A 17,230-nucleotide genomic window follows, 5' to 3' on the forward strand; every position below is an offset into this window, starting at 1 on the left:
CCGCTCCGAAAAAAAGTCGCCTCTCGCGGGAGGGTGAATTGCGGGCCTCTTGCGGAGTGGCCTGCCGACCGGGTTTGCGCCTATAGTGGCGGCGAAAGGCCGCCTCGCGCCGAGGACTCGCGTGACGGGTTGCGCAACGGGCATGGTTTCAGCGGGGTTGCGCGGTTGCCGGATTCTCTTTTTCGCGCGCCGGCATGGCTCCTCGGCCTCGTCTCCGCCCTGTGCCTGAGCGGCTGCGCGGTTCAGGGCGCTCCGTCTTTCGTGGTCGCCGGCGCATTCTTTCCCGCCTGGATGGCGTGCGCGGCGATCGGTTTCGCCGCCGCCGCCGGCGCGCGCGGGATCTTCGTCGCGACCGGGCTCGCCGGCGTCCTGCCGCTGCAGTTTTTCGTCTGCGGCGCGATCGGCGTCTTGGCCGCGCTGGGCTGTTCCCTCGTCTGGTTCGGGCGCTAGCGATGCGGGCGGCGGGGAAGTCCCGGAAGAGCCTGCTCGGCTGGCTGGTCTCGCTGGCGATCATCGCCGGCGCGATCGCCTTTTCCGCCTCGATGCTGCGCAGGGCCGCCGAGGCGCCCGCGACCGACGACGCGACGATCGACGCCGACGTGGTCCATATCGCCTCCGCGGTCGGGGGACGGATCGTCGACATTGCGGTCGCCGAAAACCAGCGGGTGAACCGGGGCGACCTCTTGTTTCAGATCGATCCGACGCCGTACCGGCTCGCCGCCGACCAGGCGCGCGCCGACCTCGGCGTGGCGCGCGCGGCGCTGGCGACGCAGACGCGCGCGGTGGAGACCCAGCGCGCCGCCGCGGCGCTCGCCGCCGACCAGGTCAGGCGCGCCGAGGCCAATCTCGACCTCGCGACCCGGACCGTCGCCAGGCTCCGCCCGCTCGCGCAACAGGGCTATGCGCCCAAACAGCAGCTCGACCAGGCGGAGACGGCCGAGCGGGACGCCGCGACCTCGCTGCGCCAGGCCAGAATCCAGCAGGCCGCCGCGGTGGCGGCGATCGACAGCGTCGCCGGGGCGGAGGCCGCGGTCGCCGCCCGCACGGCCGCGCTCGCCATCGCCGAGCGCGCGCTCGACGACGCCGCGGTGCGCGCGCCGCAGTCCGGCCACGTGGTCGGACTCTCGGTCCTTTCGGGCGAGATGGTGGCGCCGTCGCAGAACCTGTTCACGCTGGTCGGCGACGAGGACTGGGCCGCGATCGCGAATTTCCGGGAAACGGAGCTCTCCGCCATCGCCGTCGGCGATTGCGCCACGGTCTATTCGATGATCGACCGCGCCCGGCCGATCCGGGGGACCGTCCAGGGCGTCGCGGCCGGCGTGCTCACGACCGACCGCATCCCGCTGCTGCGATCCGTGCCCTATGTCGAGCGGTCGCTGAACTGGGTCAGGGTCGCGCAAAGATTCCCCGTGCGCGTGCGGCTGGACAACCCGCCGCCCGGGCTCATGAGGCTCGGCGCCTCCGCCGTCGTCGAGGTGAAGCATGGCGCCGCCTGCCGCTGACCGCGAGCCGCCCCGGCTCGCGAGGCTCGCCGACCTCCTCGCCCCGTTCCCCGGCCGTCTCGCCTTCGCCCTGCGGCTCGCGGCGGTCAGCGCCCTGGTCGCGCTCATCACGGAAGTCTACCAGACCCCCGAGCCGTGGCTCGCGATCTACCTCGTCTTCTTCATCATGAAGCCGGACCGGACGGCGAGCGTCCTCGGCGGCGTGGTCATGACGGCGCTGGTGACGCTGCTGGTCGGCTTCCTGTTCCTGATCGCGGCCGAAGTGGTGGACGATCCGCTGCGGCGCGTCGTCGCGATTGCGGTCCTGTCGTTCGGGCTCCTGTTCCTCGGGTCGGCCTCGAAGCTCAAGCCGGTCGCGAGCACGATCGCGCTCGTCGTCGTCTATGCGCTGGACAAGCTCGGCTCCGTCCCGTCCGGCGAGATCGCGACGCGCGCGCTCCTTTACGCCTGGCTGTTCGTCGGCATTCCCGCGGCCGTTTCAATCGTCGTCAGCGTCGCCTTCGGCCCGTCGCCGCGCCGGCTGGTCGAGCGCGCGCTGGCGCATCGGCTCAGACTTGCCGCCGCGATGCTCGGCGCCCCCGACGCGCGCGCCAGGCAGGCGTTCGAGGAAGCCCTGCGCGAGGGCCCGGGGGAAGTCCCGGCGCGGCTGCGGCTCGCCGGCGTCGAGCGCACGCCGCCCACGATCGTCGCAGCCCTCGCCGAGGCCGACCGCTCGACGGCGGTGATTCTCGAACTGATCGGCCTCGCCGACCGGGCGCCCGGAGCGGAATGGCCCGCCTCGGTGCGCGCGGACCTGTCCGCAAAGCTCGCGGACATGGCCGACATCCTCGACAGCGGCGGCTATCCGGTCGACGTGGACCCGGGCGCCGACGACCCGGCCCTGCCGCCCCTCGCGGCGCGCGCGCTGCAGCGACTGCGCGGCGCGATGGCGACGTTCGCCGAGCCGCCTCCGCCGGACGCGGCGGCCGAATCCACCAAGGAAGAACACAGCGGCTTCTTTCGCGACGACGCTTTCACCGACCCGGCTCACGTCTATTTCGCGCTGAAAACCACGGCGGCCGCGCTTTTCTGCTACTTCGTCTATTCGGTGATCGACTGGCCGGGCATCCACACCTGCCTCATCACCTGCTACGTCGTCGCCCTCGAAACCACGGCCGAGACGATCGAGAAGATCACCCTGCGCATCGCCGGCTGCCTGATCGGCGCCGCTGTCGGCCTTGCGACCCTCGTGTTCGTGATGCCGCATCTCGAATCGATCGGCGCCCTGATGGCGATCGTGTTCGCCGGCGCCCTCGCGTCGGCCTGGATTTCCGCCGGAAGCCCGCGCATCGGCTATGTCGGGTTCCAGCTCGCGCTCGCCTTCTACATCTGCGTCGCCCAGGGTTCCGGCCCGAGCTTCGACATGAGCGACATCCGCGACCGCATCGTCGGCATTTTGTTCGGCGAACTGGTGGTCGCGGCGATCTTCACCAGCGTCCGGCCGGTCAGCGTCGCGGCGAAGGTCGACCGGGCGATTCCCGCGCTCGCGAGGCGGCTCGCCGCCCTCGCCGCGGCTGCATCCGCCCCGGCGCGCCGCGCGCTGGTCGCGGCGGCGCAGACCGACCTCGACGCGCTCGCCCAGGACCTCGCGATCGCCCGCTATGAGCCGAAGTCGATCCTGCCCAGCCGCGCCTGGTTCGACCGGCGCCGGGAGACGGTCGCGGAGATGAGGGCGCTGCCGGCGCCGATGCTGCTCCTTTCCGGTCCGGGCGACGCCGTTCGCTGGCGCCTCGAGCGGATCGCGGACGCGTTTTCCGGCGTCCCCGTCCCGGCGGACGCCCCGCCGCAGGGCGGGGGCGCGGCCCCTGACGACGACGCGGCCGCAGCCGTCCGGGCGCTGATCGACGGTCCGCTGACTGCGCTGGAACAGATCGCGGCGCAACAGGCCCCGGCCCCTCACGAGCAGGAATTGCGTCATGCGCCCGCCTGAACGCATGGCGGCGCTCGCCGCGGCGCTGGCGCTCGGGTCCTGCGCGACCTCCGCGCTCGACATGGCGCCAGACCGCCCGGACAAGCCGTGGACGCCCGCGACGACCGCGGCGGGCGAACCGATCGCCGGCGCGCCCGGCGTCTCGGGCGGCGGCGCCGGCTACGTCCTGCCGCCCAATCCGGCCTTGCGCGCGCTTCCCGCTTCGCCCGAGATCGACAGCGCCAAGACCTATACGCTGCCGCAACTGATCGACCTCGCCGAATCGACCAATCCGGCCACGCGCGTCGCCTGGAACGACGCCCGGCGGTCAGCGCTGGCGGCGGGAGTCGCGGAGAGCGCCTACCTGCCGAGGGTCAGCGCCAGCGTCGTCGGCGGCTACCAGGCGACCAACGGCTCCGACTCGACCGCCGGCGTGAACCTCGCCGGCGCCGGCTCGAGCCACGGCGCGATCTCGGTCGTCTCGGTCGAATGGCTGCTGTTCGATTTCGGCGAGCGCGCGGCGGTGGTGGAGGCGGCGAAACAGGCCTCGTTCATCGCCGACGTCGCCTTCACCGCCGCCCATCAGCAGGTGATCTACGAGGTTTCGCTCGCCTATTATCGCTGCCAGGGCGCGCGGGCGCGGTTTGCGACGGCGAAGCAGTCGCTGGCGAACGCGCTCGCGGTCGAGGCGGCCGCGGAAGAGCGGTTCAGGCGCGGCGTCGGGACGGTGGTCGAGAGCGACCAGACGCGTCAGGCGACGGCGCAGGCGCGGCTGGCGCTCGTCCAGGCGGAGGGGGGCGCGCGGGACGCCTATGTCGCCGTGCTGTCGGCGGTCGGCCTCTCCCCGCTGACGACGATCCGGATCGCCGACACGGGGCGCCGGACGTTCTCGCCATCGATGCTGAAGCCGGTCGAGGGCGTGATCGCCGCGGCGATCGCGCGTCGCCCCGACATCCAGAGCGCCTATGCCGCGCAAAAGGCTGCTGTGGCGAAGGTGCGGGCGACGGAAGCCGAGTTCCTGCCGAAGGTGTTCACCAGCGCCACCGGCTCCTACAATCCCGGCAGTCTGGATGTGACCGCGCTTCCCGGGCTGGGCGCCGCGTCCTCCACCGTCAACATCAACAACAACCGCCTCGGCGCCGCGATCCTCGCCGGGGTGACCGTCCCCGTCTACGACGGCGGAACGCGCGAAGCGGCGCTGAAACAGGCCGAGGCCGACGCCGACAGCGCCGGCGCGAAATTCGACCAGATCCGCAACGACGCGGTCCGCCAGATCGTCGTCGCCGACAACGCGCTGCGCACCGGCCTCGCGGCGGTCTCGGCCGCGAGCGCGCTCGTGTCGGCGTCGCAGACCACGTTCGACGCCGCGCTCGCCGCCTACCGCAACGGCGTCGGCTCGATCACCGACGCGACCATCGCCGAGACCCAGCTCCTGCAGGCGAAACTCGCCTATGCCGACTCCACCAACGCCGTCCTGACCGCAGCAGCGACGCTCGCGCTCGCCACGGGAGCGCTGGGCGGGGCGCCGGGATGAACGGGAGGGCGCCCGTCTCGGACCCTCGCCCTGCCGCTTCGCGGCTGTCCCTCTCGCTGTGGGAGAGGGCGATCCTGCCCCCACGGGAGGGGGGACCGGTGGCCGCCATAGGCGTCCGAAAGGACGCCCGCCTCACGACCGGCTATGGCGGCGGATGAGGGACTGCGACCGTCACGCCGTCTTCTCTTCCCTCAGCGCCAGGGCGTCCATCATCGCCTTGCGCATCAGGAACTTCTGCGCCTTGCCGGTCACCGTCATCGGAAATTCGTCGACGAAGCGGACGTAGCGCGGGACCTTGTAATGGGCGATCGAGGCCTTGCAGAAGGCGACGACCTCCTCTTCGGTCAGCGCCGCCCCGTCGCGGCGGCGGATCCAGACGCACAACTCCTCGCCGTATTTCGGATCCGGCAGGCCGAACGCCTGGACGTCGGCGATCGCCGGGTGGGTGTAGAGGAACTCCTCGATCTCGCGCGGATAGATGTTCTCGCCGCCGCGGATCACCATGTCCTTCAGCCGGCCAACGATGTTGCAATAGCCTTCCGCGTCGATCGTCGCGAGGTCGCCGGTGTGCATGAAACGGGCGGGGTCGATCGCGGCCGCGGTCCCGGCGGGATCGTCCCAATAGCCGCGCATGACGCTGTAGCCGCGGGTGAGCAGTTCGCCGGCGACGCCGGGCGGGACGATCCGCCCCTCGTGATCGACGATCTTCACTTCGAGATGCGGCTGGACGCGCCCCACCGTCGACACCCGGCGCCCGATCGGGTCGTCGCAGGCGCTCTGGAAGCTGACCGGGCTCGTTTCCGTCATGCCATAGGCGATCGTCACCTCGCGCATGTGCATCATCTCGATCACCCGTCGCATCACTTCGACCGGGCAGGGGGAGCCGGCCATGATGCCGGTCCTGAGCGTCCTCAGGTCGAAGCGGTCGAACTCGGGGTGGTCGAGCATGGCGATGAACATGGTCGGCACGCCGTGCAGGCCGGTGCAGCCCTCGGCCTCGACCGCCTCGAGCGTGGCCACGGGGTCGAAGCCTTCGGACGGGCTCACCATCGTCGCGCCGTGGGTGACGCAGGCGAGGTTGCCGAGCACCATGCCGAAGCAATGGTAGTAGGGCACGGGGATGCAGAGCCTGTCGGCCGGCGTCAGCCGCATCGCCTCGCCGATGAAGAAGCCGTTGTTGAGGATGTTGTGGTGGGTGAGCGTCGCGCCCTTGGGCGCCCCCGTGGTGCCGGAGGTGAACTGGATGTTGATCGGGTCGTCGAACTGAAGCGTCGCCCCGAAGGCGGCGAGCCCCGCGCGCTCGGCCTCGTCGGCCGGCGCCGCCACGTCCTCGAAATTGAACATGCCGGCGGTCGGCTCGGTCCCGAGGCGGATGACGATTTCGAGCTTCGGCAGCTTCGCCGCCTTGAGCCGGCCGGGCGCGGCCCTGTCGATCTCGGGGGCGACCGAGCGAAGGCAGGCGAAATAGTCGTTGCTCTTGTGGCCGGGGCTCAGGATCAGCGCGCGGCAGCCGGATTTCTTCACCGCATATTCGAACTCGTGCGCCCGGTAGGCCGGGTTGATGTTGACCAGGATCAGCCCCGCGAGCGCCGTCCCGAACTGCGCCAGCACCCACTCGCTGCAATTGGCCGCCCAGACGCCGATGCGGTCGCCGGGCTTAAGGCCGAGCCGGCGAAGGCCGACGGCGAGGTCTTCCGCGCGGCCGAGGAGATCGGCGTAGCTCCAGCGCACGGCCTGATGGCGGGTGATCTGGGCGATTCGGCCGGGTCCTTCCGCCGTCACGCGCCGCAGCATCGCCCCGATGGTCTCGCCCAGCAGCGGAGTCGCGCTCGCGCCATGGACGTAGGATTGGGTCAACAAGGCCACGACGTTCCCTCCCCCGCGATCGTTTTTGAAGCCGCTCTCGGCGAATCCGATCGCCGACCGACCGCGTCTCCGATCCGCTTCCGTATCACGATGCGCGCAGGGATGTCGCGGGCTTTTGCTCGTGGGACACGACCCGCGGCGCGGAACGTTTCTTCATTTGCGTTCAGTCAGCGCTGGTTGCTTGCTGGGCGACGACGAGGCCGGCGGGACGCGCGCGGATCCATCTGTCCACGAGCGCAATCTTCACGGCTTCATGGCGGCTCCCCTTGGGCGACATCGGAACCAACTCCCCCCGATCAGCTCGATGCGCTCGTCCTCGTCCAAAACGCCGGCCGCGACCATCGCCTCGACCTCGGCGACGGTGAAACGGCGGCGCGGCGCCCCCTCGGCGGCGGCGGTGACGCGGGCGGCGGTGAACGTCATGGGCCTGATCCCTTCCGCGCAATCCGATCACGATCTCGAGGGGGCGGCGTCCCAGATGCGGTTGGCGCCCCAAGTCCCGCAGACAGAGCCCGGCTCATGTGGGAAAATGCGCGACTTCGGGCAAATGGCCGAAGAACCAGCGCAGGATGACTCGAGGTCCGTCCTTGCGAGCGAAGCGAAGCAATCTACGCCAGGGACGCTGCGGCGCCTGGGTTGCTTCGCCTTCGGCTCGCAAGGACGGCGGTCTTTCCCCCTGATTTCATCATGCTCTAGAAAGAATGACTTCAATAGCAAGTCTGAACAACAGAGTCGTTTGGTAACGCCCAAGGTGGACGCCGAAGAACGCCGTCATCGCGAGCGAAGCGCGGCGATCCAGGGGCCGCTTGCGCTGCTGTTGCGGCTCGTGAACCGCCATGCCGTCCCTCGGGCTTCGTTGCGAGCAGAAGACGGAGCAATCCTTGCTAAATGGACGCAAATGGCGTCGTGGATTGCTTTGTCGCATTGCTCCTCGCAATGACGGGGTTGGAAGATACGTCGCTAATCAAGAGGTACAGACTCTATCCTCAAGGCGATGCCTGTCACAATTCCCGCAGGAAAGCCGCCGGCGCTGTCCCGAGAATCCGCCACGCGCCGATCATGCCGAGGATCACGGTGAAGGCGAGGCCGCCGCCCGCCGCGGCGAGCGCCGAGGTCCAGTCGAACACGAACTCGGCGAACAGAATGCGGGTCACCACCGCCCAGGCGATCAGCGTCCCGGCCGCGATCCCGAACGCGGCGGTCGCGCTGCCCAGAATCGCGTATTCGATCAGGAACATGCCGCTGAGGCGGGTGCGGGTCGCGCCGAGAATCTTCAGAATCGTCGCGTCGGCGAGGCGGGCGCGCCGGTTGGCGGCGAGCGCGCCGGCCAGGACCAGCACCGAGGTCGTGAGCGCGACACCGGTCGCGGCGCGAATCGCCAGCGCCAGCTTCGCCACCAGCCCCTCGATCGTCTCCAGCGCGTCGTGCACGCGCACGCTGACCACCGACGGGAAATCGCGCGCGGTGGCGCGCAAGAGCGCGATCTCCGTCTCCGGCGCGCCGCCCGCCGGCAGCGCGGCCGACACCAGCTCGCTGAATGGCGCGCCCCTAAACGTGTTCGGGGAATAGACGAGGACGAAATTGATGGCGTAGCTGCGCCAGTTGACCTTGCGCAGGTTCGCGACGGTCGCCGTGATGTCGCGCCCGAGCACGTTGACGGTGACCGCATCGCCGACCTTGACGCCGAGCCCTTCGGCGACGTCCCGCTCCATCGAGACGAGCGGCGGCCCGGCATAGTCCTTCGCCCACCATTGTCCCGCCACGACCTCGGAGCCCTCGGGCGGGGTCGCGGCGAAGGTCACGCCGCGGTCGCCTTCGAGCGCCCAGGCGACCTTCTCGCTCGCCTTGACCTTGGCCGCCGGCGTCCCGGCCAGGGTGACGAACCGGCCGCGCATCATCGGCGTCTCGCTGACCTTGGCGCCGGGCGCCTCGCGTTTCAGGAAGTCGAGGAAACGCGGCGCCTCGGCGCCGCGCAGGTCGAGGAAGAAGAAGCTCGGCGTCACCCCGGGCAGGGTCTCGCGCAGCTCGTTGCGCATGTTGAAGTCGATCAGGCCGAGGCTCGTCAGCGCCGCGAGCCCGAGGCCGAGCGACAGCACGATCGACGGCGTCAGCGCGCCCGGGCGATGGATGGCGGCGAGCGCCATGCGCAGTTCCACCGGCCGCTTGACCGGCGCGCGCCGGGCCGCCAGCGCGAGGCCGAGCGCCACCAGCCGCAGGACGACGAAGGCCGCGAGCGTCGCCCCGGCGACGGCGAGCGCGATCGTCGGCTGCGGGCTCGTGAGCACGGCGAGCGCGACGAGGGCCGCGGCGGCGAGCCCGGCCACGGCGAGGTAACGGGCGCGTGGAAAACCCTGCCGCTCCTCGGCGAGGTCGCGGATCAGCGTCGTGACCGGCAGGTCGTGGGCGCGCGACAGCGGCGGCAGGGCGAAGGCGAGCGCCGTCAGGAGTCCGTAGGCGAGCCCGAGCCCGACCACGCGGACCTCGACCGAAGGCTCGAGCGGAACGGGAATGATGTTCGCCAGCAGCGCCGCGACGGCGAAGGGAATGGCTGCTCCGGCGGCTGCGCCCGCGAGCGCCCCAGCGAGGGCGACGATCAGGAACTCGACCGCGGCGATCGCCACGACGCCCGTTCCCGTCGCCCCGATTGCTTTCAGAATCGCCAGCGTCGCGCGCTTGCGCTCGACGAACCCTTGCGCGGCGTTGGCGACGCCGACGCCGCCGACGACCAGCGACAGCAAGCCCGCGAGCGTCAAAAATTCGGCGAAGCGGTCGACGCTGCGGCTGAAGTCGGGCGAGACCGCGAGGCGCGAGCGCGTCTCCCAGCCGGCTTCCGGGAACGCCGTGTTCGCCGCCGCGACGAAGGCCCGCACCGCCGCTTCGTCCGGCGCGCCGTGCGGCCCGTCCATCACGATCCGGGTGGTCCAGCGCGTCAGTGAGCCGGGCTGCACCAGGCGGGTCGCCTCGAGCGCGGCCTGCGAGATCAGCAGGCGCGGCCCGAAGCCGACGCCGACGGCGAGCCGATCGGGCTCGCTCGCGACCACCGCGCGCAGGACGAAGGTCGCCTCGCCGAGGTGAAAGGTGTCGCCGACCGCGAGGTTCAGGCGGGCGAGCAGCGCCTCCTCCGCCGCGGCGCCGAACACGCCGTTCGTTTCGCGAAGCGCCTCGGCGGGGGCGATCGGGGGCGCAAACGTCGCCTCGCCCAGCGACGGCCACGACGGCTCGACCGCCTTGACCTCGACCAGCGCCGCGTCGCCGCTCGCCGCGCGCGCCATTCCCCGCAGGGTGGCGACCGTCGACAGCGTTCCGGAACGCGCGAGAAACGCCCGCTCCTCGGGCGTGAGCTGGCGGTGGATCAGAGAAAACGAGGCGTCGCCGCCGAGAAGGACGCGACCCTGGCGGGCGAGGCCGTGGTTCAGCGCGCCGGCGAGGCTCTCGACGCCGACGATCGCCGTCACCCCGAGCGCGATGCAGACGAAAAAGATCCACAATCCCGCGAGGCCGCCGCGCAGATCGCGCAGCGCGAAGCGCAGCAGCGCGAGGGTTTGCGGAACCGGGGGAGCGGGGACCCCGTTCATGCCGGGACCAGGAGCGCACCCTCGACCGCGCCCGAGCGCATCCGGATGACCCGGTCGCAGCGCGCAGCGAGCGCCGGGTCGTGGGTGACGAGCGCCAGCGTCGCGCCGAAGCGGCCCGGCAGTTCGAAGATCAGGTCCATGATCGCGCGGCCGGTCGTCTCGTCGAGATTGCCGGTCGGCTCGTCGGCGATCAGCAGCGACGGTTTCGGCGCGAGCGCGCGGGCGAGCGCGACGCGCTGTTGCTCGCCCCCGGAAAGCTGCGTCGGATAATGGCTCATCCGGCTGGCGAGGCCGACCAGATCGAGTTCCTCGCGGGCGCGGGCGAAGGCGTCGCGCCGGCCGGCGAGCTCGAGCGGCGCTGCGACATTCTCGAGCGCCGTCATGGTGGGGATGAGGTGAAAGGATTGGAACACGATGCCGACCCGGGCGCCGCGGAATCGGGCGAGGGCGTCCTCGCTCAACGTCGTGACGCTCACCCCGTCGATCGCAACCTCGCCGCGGTCCGGCCGCTCGAGACCGGCCATGATCATGAGCAGGGTCGACTTGCCCGATCCGGACGGCCCGACGATTCCGACCGCTTCGCCCCGCGCGATTGTCAGGCCGACGTCGCGCAAGATATGCACGCGGGCGGCGCCTCGGCCGAGGCTGAGGTCGACGCCGCGCATCGCGACTGCGGGAAGGCTCATATGCGGGAAATCCTGACGGCGGGGCCGCACACATATGGTTACGGACGGGCGTTCGTCCAGCCGACCGCCCCGGCGGCCGGGCGTCACGACGTCGAAAGGGCGCCTCGCGGGGTCCGGCAAGGCGGCGCGCCCCGATCGTTGCGAATGGCCGCCCTCCTCTGGCTTCTGGCGCTCGCCTTCGCCGCCCCCGCTTCCGCTCGAACCCTGAAGGTCGTCGCGCTCGGCGACAGCCTGACCGCGGGCTACGGCCTGCCGCCCGGAAAGGCCTTTCCCGACCAGCTCGAGGCGGCGCTGCGCGCCAAGGGTTGGGACGTGGCGGTGGTCAACGCCGGCGTCTCCGGCGACACGGCCGAGGACGGCCTCGCGCGCTTCGACTGGGCGGTTCCGCCCGACGCCGACGCGCTGATCGTCGAGCTCGGCGCCAATGACATGCTGCGCGGACTGCCGCCCGAGCGCACGAAACAGACGCTCGCCGCGATCCTCGACCGGGCGAAGGCGGCGCATTTGCCGACCCTCGTCGCCGGCATGCGCGCGGCGCCGAACCTCGGCGCCGACTACGACCGGGCGTTCGACGCGATCTATCCGGCGCTGGCGGCCGAGTACGGCGCGGTCCTCTACCCGTTCTATCTCGACGGCGTCGCCGGCGACGCAAAGCTCAACCAGCCGGACGGCCTGCACCCGACCGCGGCCGGCGCGGCCGTGATCGTCGGGCGAATCCTGCCGTCGGTCGAGACGCTGCTCGGGCAGGCGAAGCGCTAGACACGCGGGGCTGTCGTCGGGGAGCCGATCGACTGCAGGCGTTGCGCGCTCGCCCATGGACTGTGGCGGTCACGTCCGTCAACTCCGGTTGAATTTCCGTCGACTGCGCCTATAAGCGGCGCCCGGGCGGCGCGGGCCGAACAGGACGGGACGGGCTTCGACATGCGGATCAAGGGACTGGCTTGCGCGGCGGCGCTCTCGGCGCTCGTCTCCGGCGGCGCCTGGGCGTTCGACGCCGCATCCGACCCGGCGGCGCCGACGGGCGGCGCCCCTGGCGACGCCGGCGCCCGCACGGCCAGGTCGCTCGAATGTTCGCAGAAGGCCGACGCGAAGGACCTGCACGGCAAGCCGCGCAAACGCTTCATGCGCGACTGCAAGCACGGGGACTGAGGTCCGCCGCCTGCGGGTGGCTCAGCCGCGCCGGTTTTTGGTTTGGCGGGCGTGAGCGCGACAAATCGCGCCGCATGGCCCCGGTTGACCTCGGCCTTCGATCATGCTCACTTTGAACGCGTTCGCGTGGGTTGTGACGATTCGATGACGGTCGGCCGGCGCGCGACGGTTCGATTGCCGCACGAACGGCGCGTCCCGTCAGGGACCCGCGATCGCTCGCGGCCGTAAAGAGGAGACAGACTTGAACGACGGCCCTAGTCGCCCCGTCGCAGCGCTCCGGCGTCCGGCGGGACCCCTAGTTTTCCCCATCCGACCCGACGCCGCCTCCGCGCCGTTGCGACCTGTCGCCGACTGATCGTCGGCGGGTTCGCGCCTCGCGCCGGCGTCGGCGAAAGGAGCGAACCCCATGAGCGTAAACGTCACAATCGCCGAGCCGGTCGAGGCCGCCGTGCTCGACGTCGCCCACATAGGCCACATCCAGGGCGCCTTCGGCACGATCCTGCACGGCGACGTCGCCCCGCGCGAAACCTGGAAGCATCGCCTCACGACCCTGCTCGCCATCATTGGCCCCGGCCTGATCGTCATGGCCGGCGACAACGACGCGGGCGCGTTCGCCACCTACGGACAGGCGGGCCAGACCTACGGCACGACGCTGCTGTGGACGCTCGCGCTCCTGATTCCGGTGCTCTACGTCAACCAGGAGATGGTGCTGCGCCTCGGCGCCGTCACCGGCGTCGGCCACGCCCGCCTGATCTTCGAGCGGTTCGGAAAATTCTGGGGCGCCTTCAGCGTCGTCGACCTGTTTCTGCTCAACGCGCTGACGATCGTCACCGAGTTCATCGGCATCAGCCTGGCGCTCGACTACCTCGGCCTCAACAAGGTCGTGGGCGTCGTCATCGCGGCCGGGCTGATCGTGGCCGCGGCGAGCACGGGCGATTTCCGGCGGTTCGAGCGGTTCTCGCTGGCGCTGGTGTTCGGCAGCCTGTTGTTGATCCCGATCTGTCTGATGGTGAACCCGCCGCTCGGGCAGGCGGCGCACGACTTCGTCGTTCCGCAATTGCCGGCGACCGGAAAGCTCAGCGACGTGATGCTGCTGGTCATCGCCATCGTCGGCACGACGGTCGCGCCGTGGCAGTTGTTCTTCCAGCAGAGCTACGTCATTGACAAGCGCATCACGCCCCGGTTCATCCGCTACGAGCGGCTCGACCTGTGGCTCGGCATCGCGCTCGTGATCGTCGGCGCCGCGGCGATCATCGCCTTCACCGCGCAGGCCTTTGCCGGAACGCCGGAATTCGGCAACTTCAGCGACGCCGGCGCGATCGCGGTCGGGCTCGAGAAATACGCCGGCCGGGCGGTGGGCGTGATGTTCGCGATCGCGCTGATCGACGCGGCGCTGATCGGCGCCTCGGCGGTGTCGCTGTCGACGGCCTATGCGCTCGGCGACGTGTTTTCGGTGCGCCACTCGCTGCATCGCGGGGTCAAGGACGCCAAGGGTTTTTACGCCGTCTACGTCCTCCTGATCGCGATCGCGGCGGGAATCGTGCTCACGCCGGGCGCGCCGCTCGGCTTGCTCACCGTCGCGGTGCAGACGCTGGCTGGCGTGCTGCTGCCGAGCGCGACCGTGTTCCTGCTGCTGCTGTGCAACGACAGGGCGGTGCTCGGGCCGTGGGTCAACGGACGCTTCGTCAACGCGCTGACCGGCGCGGTGATCGCGGGGCTGGTCGCGCTGTCGGTGATCCTGACCGCGTCGGTCCTGTTCCCCGACTCGACCGGCCCGCGGACCATCGTCGTCATTCTCGTCCTCGGCGGGGTCGCGGCGGCGGCGATCGCGCTCATGTCGATGGCGTTCGGGCGCAAGGGCGCGGCCGAACCGGCCTCGACGCTTGCGATCAACCGCGACACTTGGCGCATGCCGCCGCTTGCGACCCTGCCGCCCGCAAGGGTGTCGTTCGCGGCGAAAACCTGGATGGGCGCGATGCGCCTCTACCTCGTCGTCGCCGGCGGCCTGGTGCTGGTCCGGATCGTGACGCTGGCGGTCGGCGGGGGGTGAGGGGCCGAGGCGTCGCGCGGCGACCGGGGGAATCCGGCCGCCGGCCGCTCTTGTGACCGCTAACCGCGCTCGGGGAGCGCGGCCGCGCCGTCGGACGGCGCGCGAAACGAGCGGCCCTCAGCCACGGTCGCCCGCGCCCCTTCCCCTCGCCGTCACGCCCAGAAGCTCGCCCAGGAGGTCGAGCCCGACTCGCAGCCGGTCCGTCACCACCGCGTCCGCCCGCCACGGCGTCGCCAGTTCCGGGATAAAGCCGCGGCACTCGCGCACCCCGGCCCCGTCGATGACGATGCGGGTCAGAATCGGCCAGGCGGCCGGGCCGACCCGGTCTTCGGCCTTGCGCAGCTTGTCGCGCGCGTGCAGCGCCGCCTCGCCCTGCGGCAAGCCCGGGCGGGGGCCGAAGCCGGTGGTTCCGACCCGGTCCAGGGCGACGGCGCGCAGGTTGTCGAGCCTTGCGCGCTGGTGGGTCCTGCGCAGCTGCTCGCCGATCAGCCAGCGGATGTCGTTGAGCTTCGGGTCGTGCGGCGCGAGCACGCGGTTGGCCCGCATGACGTCGAACGGGTCGAGGATGCGCCGCACCCCCCGGGTCTCGGCCCGGGGGTCGGCGTCGCGGGTGGCCGCCGCGCCCGCGTCTTGCGCCCGGGCGAGCCGCTCGGGCGTCGCGTCGAGCCGCGCTTCGGCAGCCTCGGCGAGGGTCTTGGCCGAACGGCCGGACTTCTTGCCGGAGCCCTTGGCAGCGGGTTTTTTGCAGGCGGCGCTCATTCGGCCAGCTCCGCGCACAGCTGCGCCGGCGACGAGCACCAGGAGGCGTCCGGGATCGGACAGACGAGCCGGACCGCCGCGCGGCTCGGAAGCCCCACGTCCGGCGGCGGCGACCGATGCGCGCGGCGGAGGTCGGCGAGATGGGCGGCTGAGGCGCGTTTCGCCTCGGCGCGAGCGGTATCCGTCTTGGCGGGCTTGCGGGGGGCCTTCATCGATGGCCTCCTCATGGTCTGTTCGGCGTGGCCGGGAACACGGCCGGTAAGGGACGCTTCAAGTCACGTTCTTGGTTTGTTCACTTTCTGCGAATCCAAATCGTTCGTCAACATTTTGTTTTTTCGATATTGCTGTTTTTCGGAAAGCGTGGTTAATCACACCAGTCGCAAGGCGTCGCCGATTCGGGCGCGCAAAATGCGCCCGGCGCCTGCGAAACAGGGGATGGAGCACGTGACCGTCGACTGGATCCGCGCCGGGCTCAAGCACACCGGCAAAACCCGCAGCGGCCTCGCCAAGGCGCTCGGCCGCTCGCCTTCGGCCGTGACCGATCTGCTCAACGGCCATCGCCGCTTGCGCGCCGACGAGATCCCGATCGTCGCCGAATACCTCGGCATCGATCCGCCTCGACCGTTGGGCGGCGGCGGCAAGCCGATCCAGCCCAAGGCGCCCCTCGTCGGCTACGTCGGGGCCGGCGCCGTCGCCCATTTCTACGCCGAAGGCCAGGGCCCGTTCGACGACGTCGACGCCCCGATCGGCGCCAAGCCCAACACCGTCGCGGTGCAGATCCGCGGCCATTCGCTCGGCGCGCTGTTCGACAACTGGCTCGTCTTCTACGACGACGTCCGCGACCCGCCCGACGAGAGCCTGATCGGGCGCATGTGCGTGTGCGGCCTGACCGACGGCCGGGTGCTGATCAAGGCGCTGAAGAAGAGCCCGCAGACCGGCCTGTGGAACCTGCTCTCCAACACCGAGCCGCCGATCTACGACGTCGGCCTCGACTGGGCGGCGCCGGTGCGCGAAATGCGGCCGAAGTGAGGGAAAACGCCATCGGCCGTCCGCAGTCGAGGCGCGCGCGCCGCGCCGCGCTCCGCGCGCAAAGCGAGCTTCCCCCGGCGCGGGTCGACGACCAGACCGGCGGCCGACGCAAAACGCCGCCCTAAAGGCGGCGTCGCAGGATCGATGGATCGAACGGCGATTACGCCGTGGCGGCGGCGGCCTTCCGCGAGGCCCGATACCCCACGAAGCCCAGCCCCGCGAAGCCCGCGATCATCATCGCCCAGGTCGAGGGTTCGGGCACGGTCGGGGTCGAACCCTCCACGCTGAATTTCAGCGTCGCCGAAACGGTCGAGCCGGTGAACGGGACCCACGTGCCGTCATACGTGCCCGCTGCGAACGTCGGGGAGCTTTCGCTTCCAGTATAGGCCTGACCAGGGGTCGATACGTAGAAGTTGCCGTCGTTAGGGATGAAGGCAAACTGGCTTGCCGTAGAGTCGTAGTACCACACAAAGCTGACCGAAGACAGAGTCCCGGACGTGAAATTGGAGACGTAGGGGGCAGTCCCGAACCCATCGTTACTTCCGGCCAGTGCAGGCTGCGAGTCTTGCGTCCAGGACGCGATCGTTCCGCTGCCGTCGAACAGGGTGACATCCAACGTGGTTGCGCTTGCCGAAGCGGCCACGAATAGGCCAGCGGCGGCGAGAGCCGCAGTCAAGATTCCGCTCATGTAGTCAAACCCCCTATTATGTCAGCCCGCAGCGCCTGAATGTTACAAACATCCAGCGGTTCAACGCTTACAAGACCTTGACGAAGGCTATGTGACCGGCGTTCCGGAGTCAACGTTACCAGATGACAACGGCGCGGCAATCCAGTCGCGTTCGCGGGGACGATGGTCCTGAGCCCGATGAAGGAGTCGTGAGGGGCGCCGGGGGTCGACGCAACGCCACGGCGGCTCCGAGCGAAGGGACGGTGGCCCGGCGGCCTCGATTTTCGCTTTTTTCGCGGGGGCAGAAAGACGCCGGAACGCCGATGCGGCGAAGGGTAGCTCCCAACCCCGTCATTGCGAGGAGCAAAGCGACGAAGACTGTATGTCCTTGCGGAGGCGGGGCGGCCCGTCCTCGATGCGCCTTGCGAGGGTTGCTCGGATAGGCCGGGTAGAGCCTCACGCGAG

The 17,230-nt window shown here is 70.5% G+C and carries 15 protein-coding genes; 8 read left to right on the forward strand and 7 right to left on the reverse strand.

Features of this window, described 5'->3' with window-relative positions:
* The first annotated feature begins 165 nt into the window (after nucleotides 1-165).
* The 4 genes from DFR50_RS20285 to DFR50_RS20300 are packed head-to-tail and all read left to right on the forward strand — an operon-like array spanning nucleotide 166 to nucleotide 4,984.
* Nucleotides 166-450: a hypothetical protein gene (locus tag DFR50_RS20285; RefSeq protein ID WP_113891100.1), complete on the forward strand. Its 285-nt coding sequence runs from the start codon at nucleotides 166-168 to the stop codon at nucleotides 448-450.
* Nucleotides 451-452: 2 nt separating this feature from the next.
* Entirely contained in the window at nucleotides 453-1,502 is a 1,050-nt protein-coding gene (gene mdtN, locus DFR50_RS20290; protein WP_113891077.1) for a multidrug transporter subunit MdtN, read from the forward strand.
* Nucleotides 1,483-3,471 (forward strand): FUSC family protein, encoded by a 1,989-nt coding sequence (locus DFR50_RS20295; RefSeq protein ID WP_113891078.1) that lies wholly within the window; start codon nucleotides 1,483-1,485, stop codon nucleotides 3,469-3,471. Before mdtN ends, DFR50_RS20295 begins: the two co-directional genes overlap by 20 nt.
* The gene (locus DFR50_RS20300; protein WP_113891079.1) at nucleotides 3,458-4,984 is read left to right on the forward strand and encodes a TolC family protein; all 1,527 of its coding nucleotides are present in this window, start codon (nucleotides 3,458-3,460) and stop codon (nucleotides 4,982-4,984) included. The genes DFR50_RS20295 and DFR50_RS20300 overlap by 14 nt, the downstream gene beginning before the upstream one ends.
* A 171-nt stretch (nucleotides 4,985-5,155) precedes the next feature.
* Here the strand turns inward: DFR50_RS20300 and DFR50_RS20305 are convergent, their stop codons facing one another.
* The 4 genes from DFR50_RS20305 to DFR50_RS20320 all read right to left on the reverse strand — a co-directional run bounded on the left by DFR50_RS20305 (nucleotide 5,156) and on the right by DFR50_RS20320 (nucleotide 11,111).
* Complete coding sequence (locus DFR50_RS20305) at nucleotides 5,156-6,844, reverse strand: AMP-binding protein (protein WP_245427999.1); 1,689 nt, start codon at nucleotides 6,842-6,844, stop codon at nucleotides 5,156-5,158.
* 249 nt (nucleotides 6,845-7,093) lie between these two features.
* Nucleotides 7,094-7,273 carry a hypothetical protein gene (locus tag DFR50_RS20310; RefSeq protein WP_245427995.1) on the reverse strand — a complete coding sequence of 60 codons (180 nt, stop codon included), beginning with the start codon at nucleotides 7,271-7,273 and terminating at the stop codon, nucleotides 7,094-7,096.
* 578 nt (nucleotides 7,274-7,851) lie between these two features.
* On the reverse strand, nucleotides 7,852-10,425 hold the full coding sequence (locus tag DFR50_RS20315) for an ABC transporter permease (RefSeq protein ID WP_113891080.1): 2,574 nt from the start codon (nucleotides 10,423-10,425) through the stop codon (nucleotides 7,852-7,854).
* A complete protein-coding gene (locus DFR50_RS20320) occupies nucleotides 10,422-11,111 on the reverse strand; it encodes an ABC transporter ATP-binding protein (RefSeq protein ID WP_113891081.1) in 690 nt (229 codons plus the stop codon). The genes DFR50_RS20315 and DFR50_RS20320 overlap by 4 nt, the downstream gene beginning before the upstream one ends.
* A 144-nt stretch (nucleotides 11,112-11,255) precedes the next feature.
* Here DFR50_RS20320 and DFR50_RS20325 point away from each other — a divergent pair, with 144 nt between their 5' ends.
* The 3 genes from DFR50_RS20325 to DFR50_RS20335 all read left to right on the forward strand — a co-directional run bounded on the left by DFR50_RS20325 (nucleotide 11,256) and on the right by DFR50_RS20335 (nucleotide 14,310).
* On the forward strand, nucleotides 11,256-11,870 hold the full coding sequence (locus DFR50_RS20325) for an arylesterase (RefSeq protein WP_113891102.1): 615 nt from the start codon (nucleotides 11,256-11,258) through the stop codon (nucleotides 11,868-11,870).
* Between the two features lie 162 nt (nucleotides 11,871-12,032).
* On the forward strand, nucleotides 12,033-12,260 hold the full coding sequence (locus DFR50_RS20330) for a PsiF family protein (RefSeq protein ID WP_113891082.1): 228 nt from the start codon (nucleotides 12,033-12,035) through the stop codon (nucleotides 12,258-12,260).
* A gap of 406 nt (nucleotides 12,261-12,666) precedes the next feature.
* Nucleotides 12,667-14,310: an NRAMP family divalent metal transporter gene (locus DFR50_RS20335; RefSeq protein ID WP_113891083.1), complete on the forward strand. Its 1,644-nt coding sequence runs from the start codon at nucleotides 12,667-12,669 to the stop codon at nucleotides 14,308-14,310.
* 117 nt (nucleotides 14,311-14,427) lie between these two features.
* Here the strand turns inward: DFR50_RS20335 and DFR50_RS20340 are convergent, their stop codons facing one another.
* Both DFR50_RS20340 and DFR50_RS20345 read right to left on the reverse strand, forming a co-directional pair.
* Nucleotides 14,428-15,069, reverse strand: coding sequence for a hypothetical protein (locus DFR50_RS20340; RefSeq protein WP_113891084.1), 642 nt, complete (start codon nucleotides 15,067-15,069; stop codon nucleotides 14,428-14,430).
* The gene (locus DFR50_RS20345; RefSeq protein WP_113891085.1) at nucleotides 15,066-15,281 is read right to left on the reverse strand and encodes a hypothetical protein; all 216 of its coding nucleotides are present in this window, start codon (nucleotides 15,279-15,281) and stop codon (nucleotides 15,066-15,068) included. The genes DFR50_RS20340 and DFR50_RS20345 overlap by 4 nt, the downstream gene beginning before the upstream one ends.
* A gap of 223 nt (nucleotides 15,282-15,504) precedes the next feature.
* Between DFR50_RS20345 and DFR50_RS20350 the strand changes: the two genes are divergently transcribed.
* Nucleotides 15,505-16,098: a LexA family transcriptional regulator gene (locus tag DFR50_RS20350; protein WP_170153306.1), complete on the forward strand. Its 594-nt coding sequence runs from the start codon at nucleotides 15,505-15,507 to the stop codon at nucleotides 16,096-16,098.
* Between the two features lie 160 nt (nucleotides 16,099-16,258).
* Here DFR50_RS20350 and DFR50_RS20355 read toward each other — a convergent pair whose 3' ends face one another.
* Complete coding sequence (locus tag DFR50_RS20355) at nucleotides 16,259-16,786, reverse strand: PEP-CTERM sorting domain-containing protein (protein ID WP_113891087.1); 528 nt, start codon at nucleotides 16,784-16,786, stop codon at nucleotides 16,259-16,261.
* Nucleotides 16,787-17,230 lie beyond the last annotated feature (444 nt).

Origin of the sequence: Roseiarcus fermentans, from assembly GCF_003315135.1 — a bacterium.
Taxonomy (GTDB): domain Bacteria; phylum Pseudomonadota; class Alphaproteobacteria; order Rhizobiales; family Beijerinckiaceae; genus Roseiarcus; species Roseiarcus fermentans.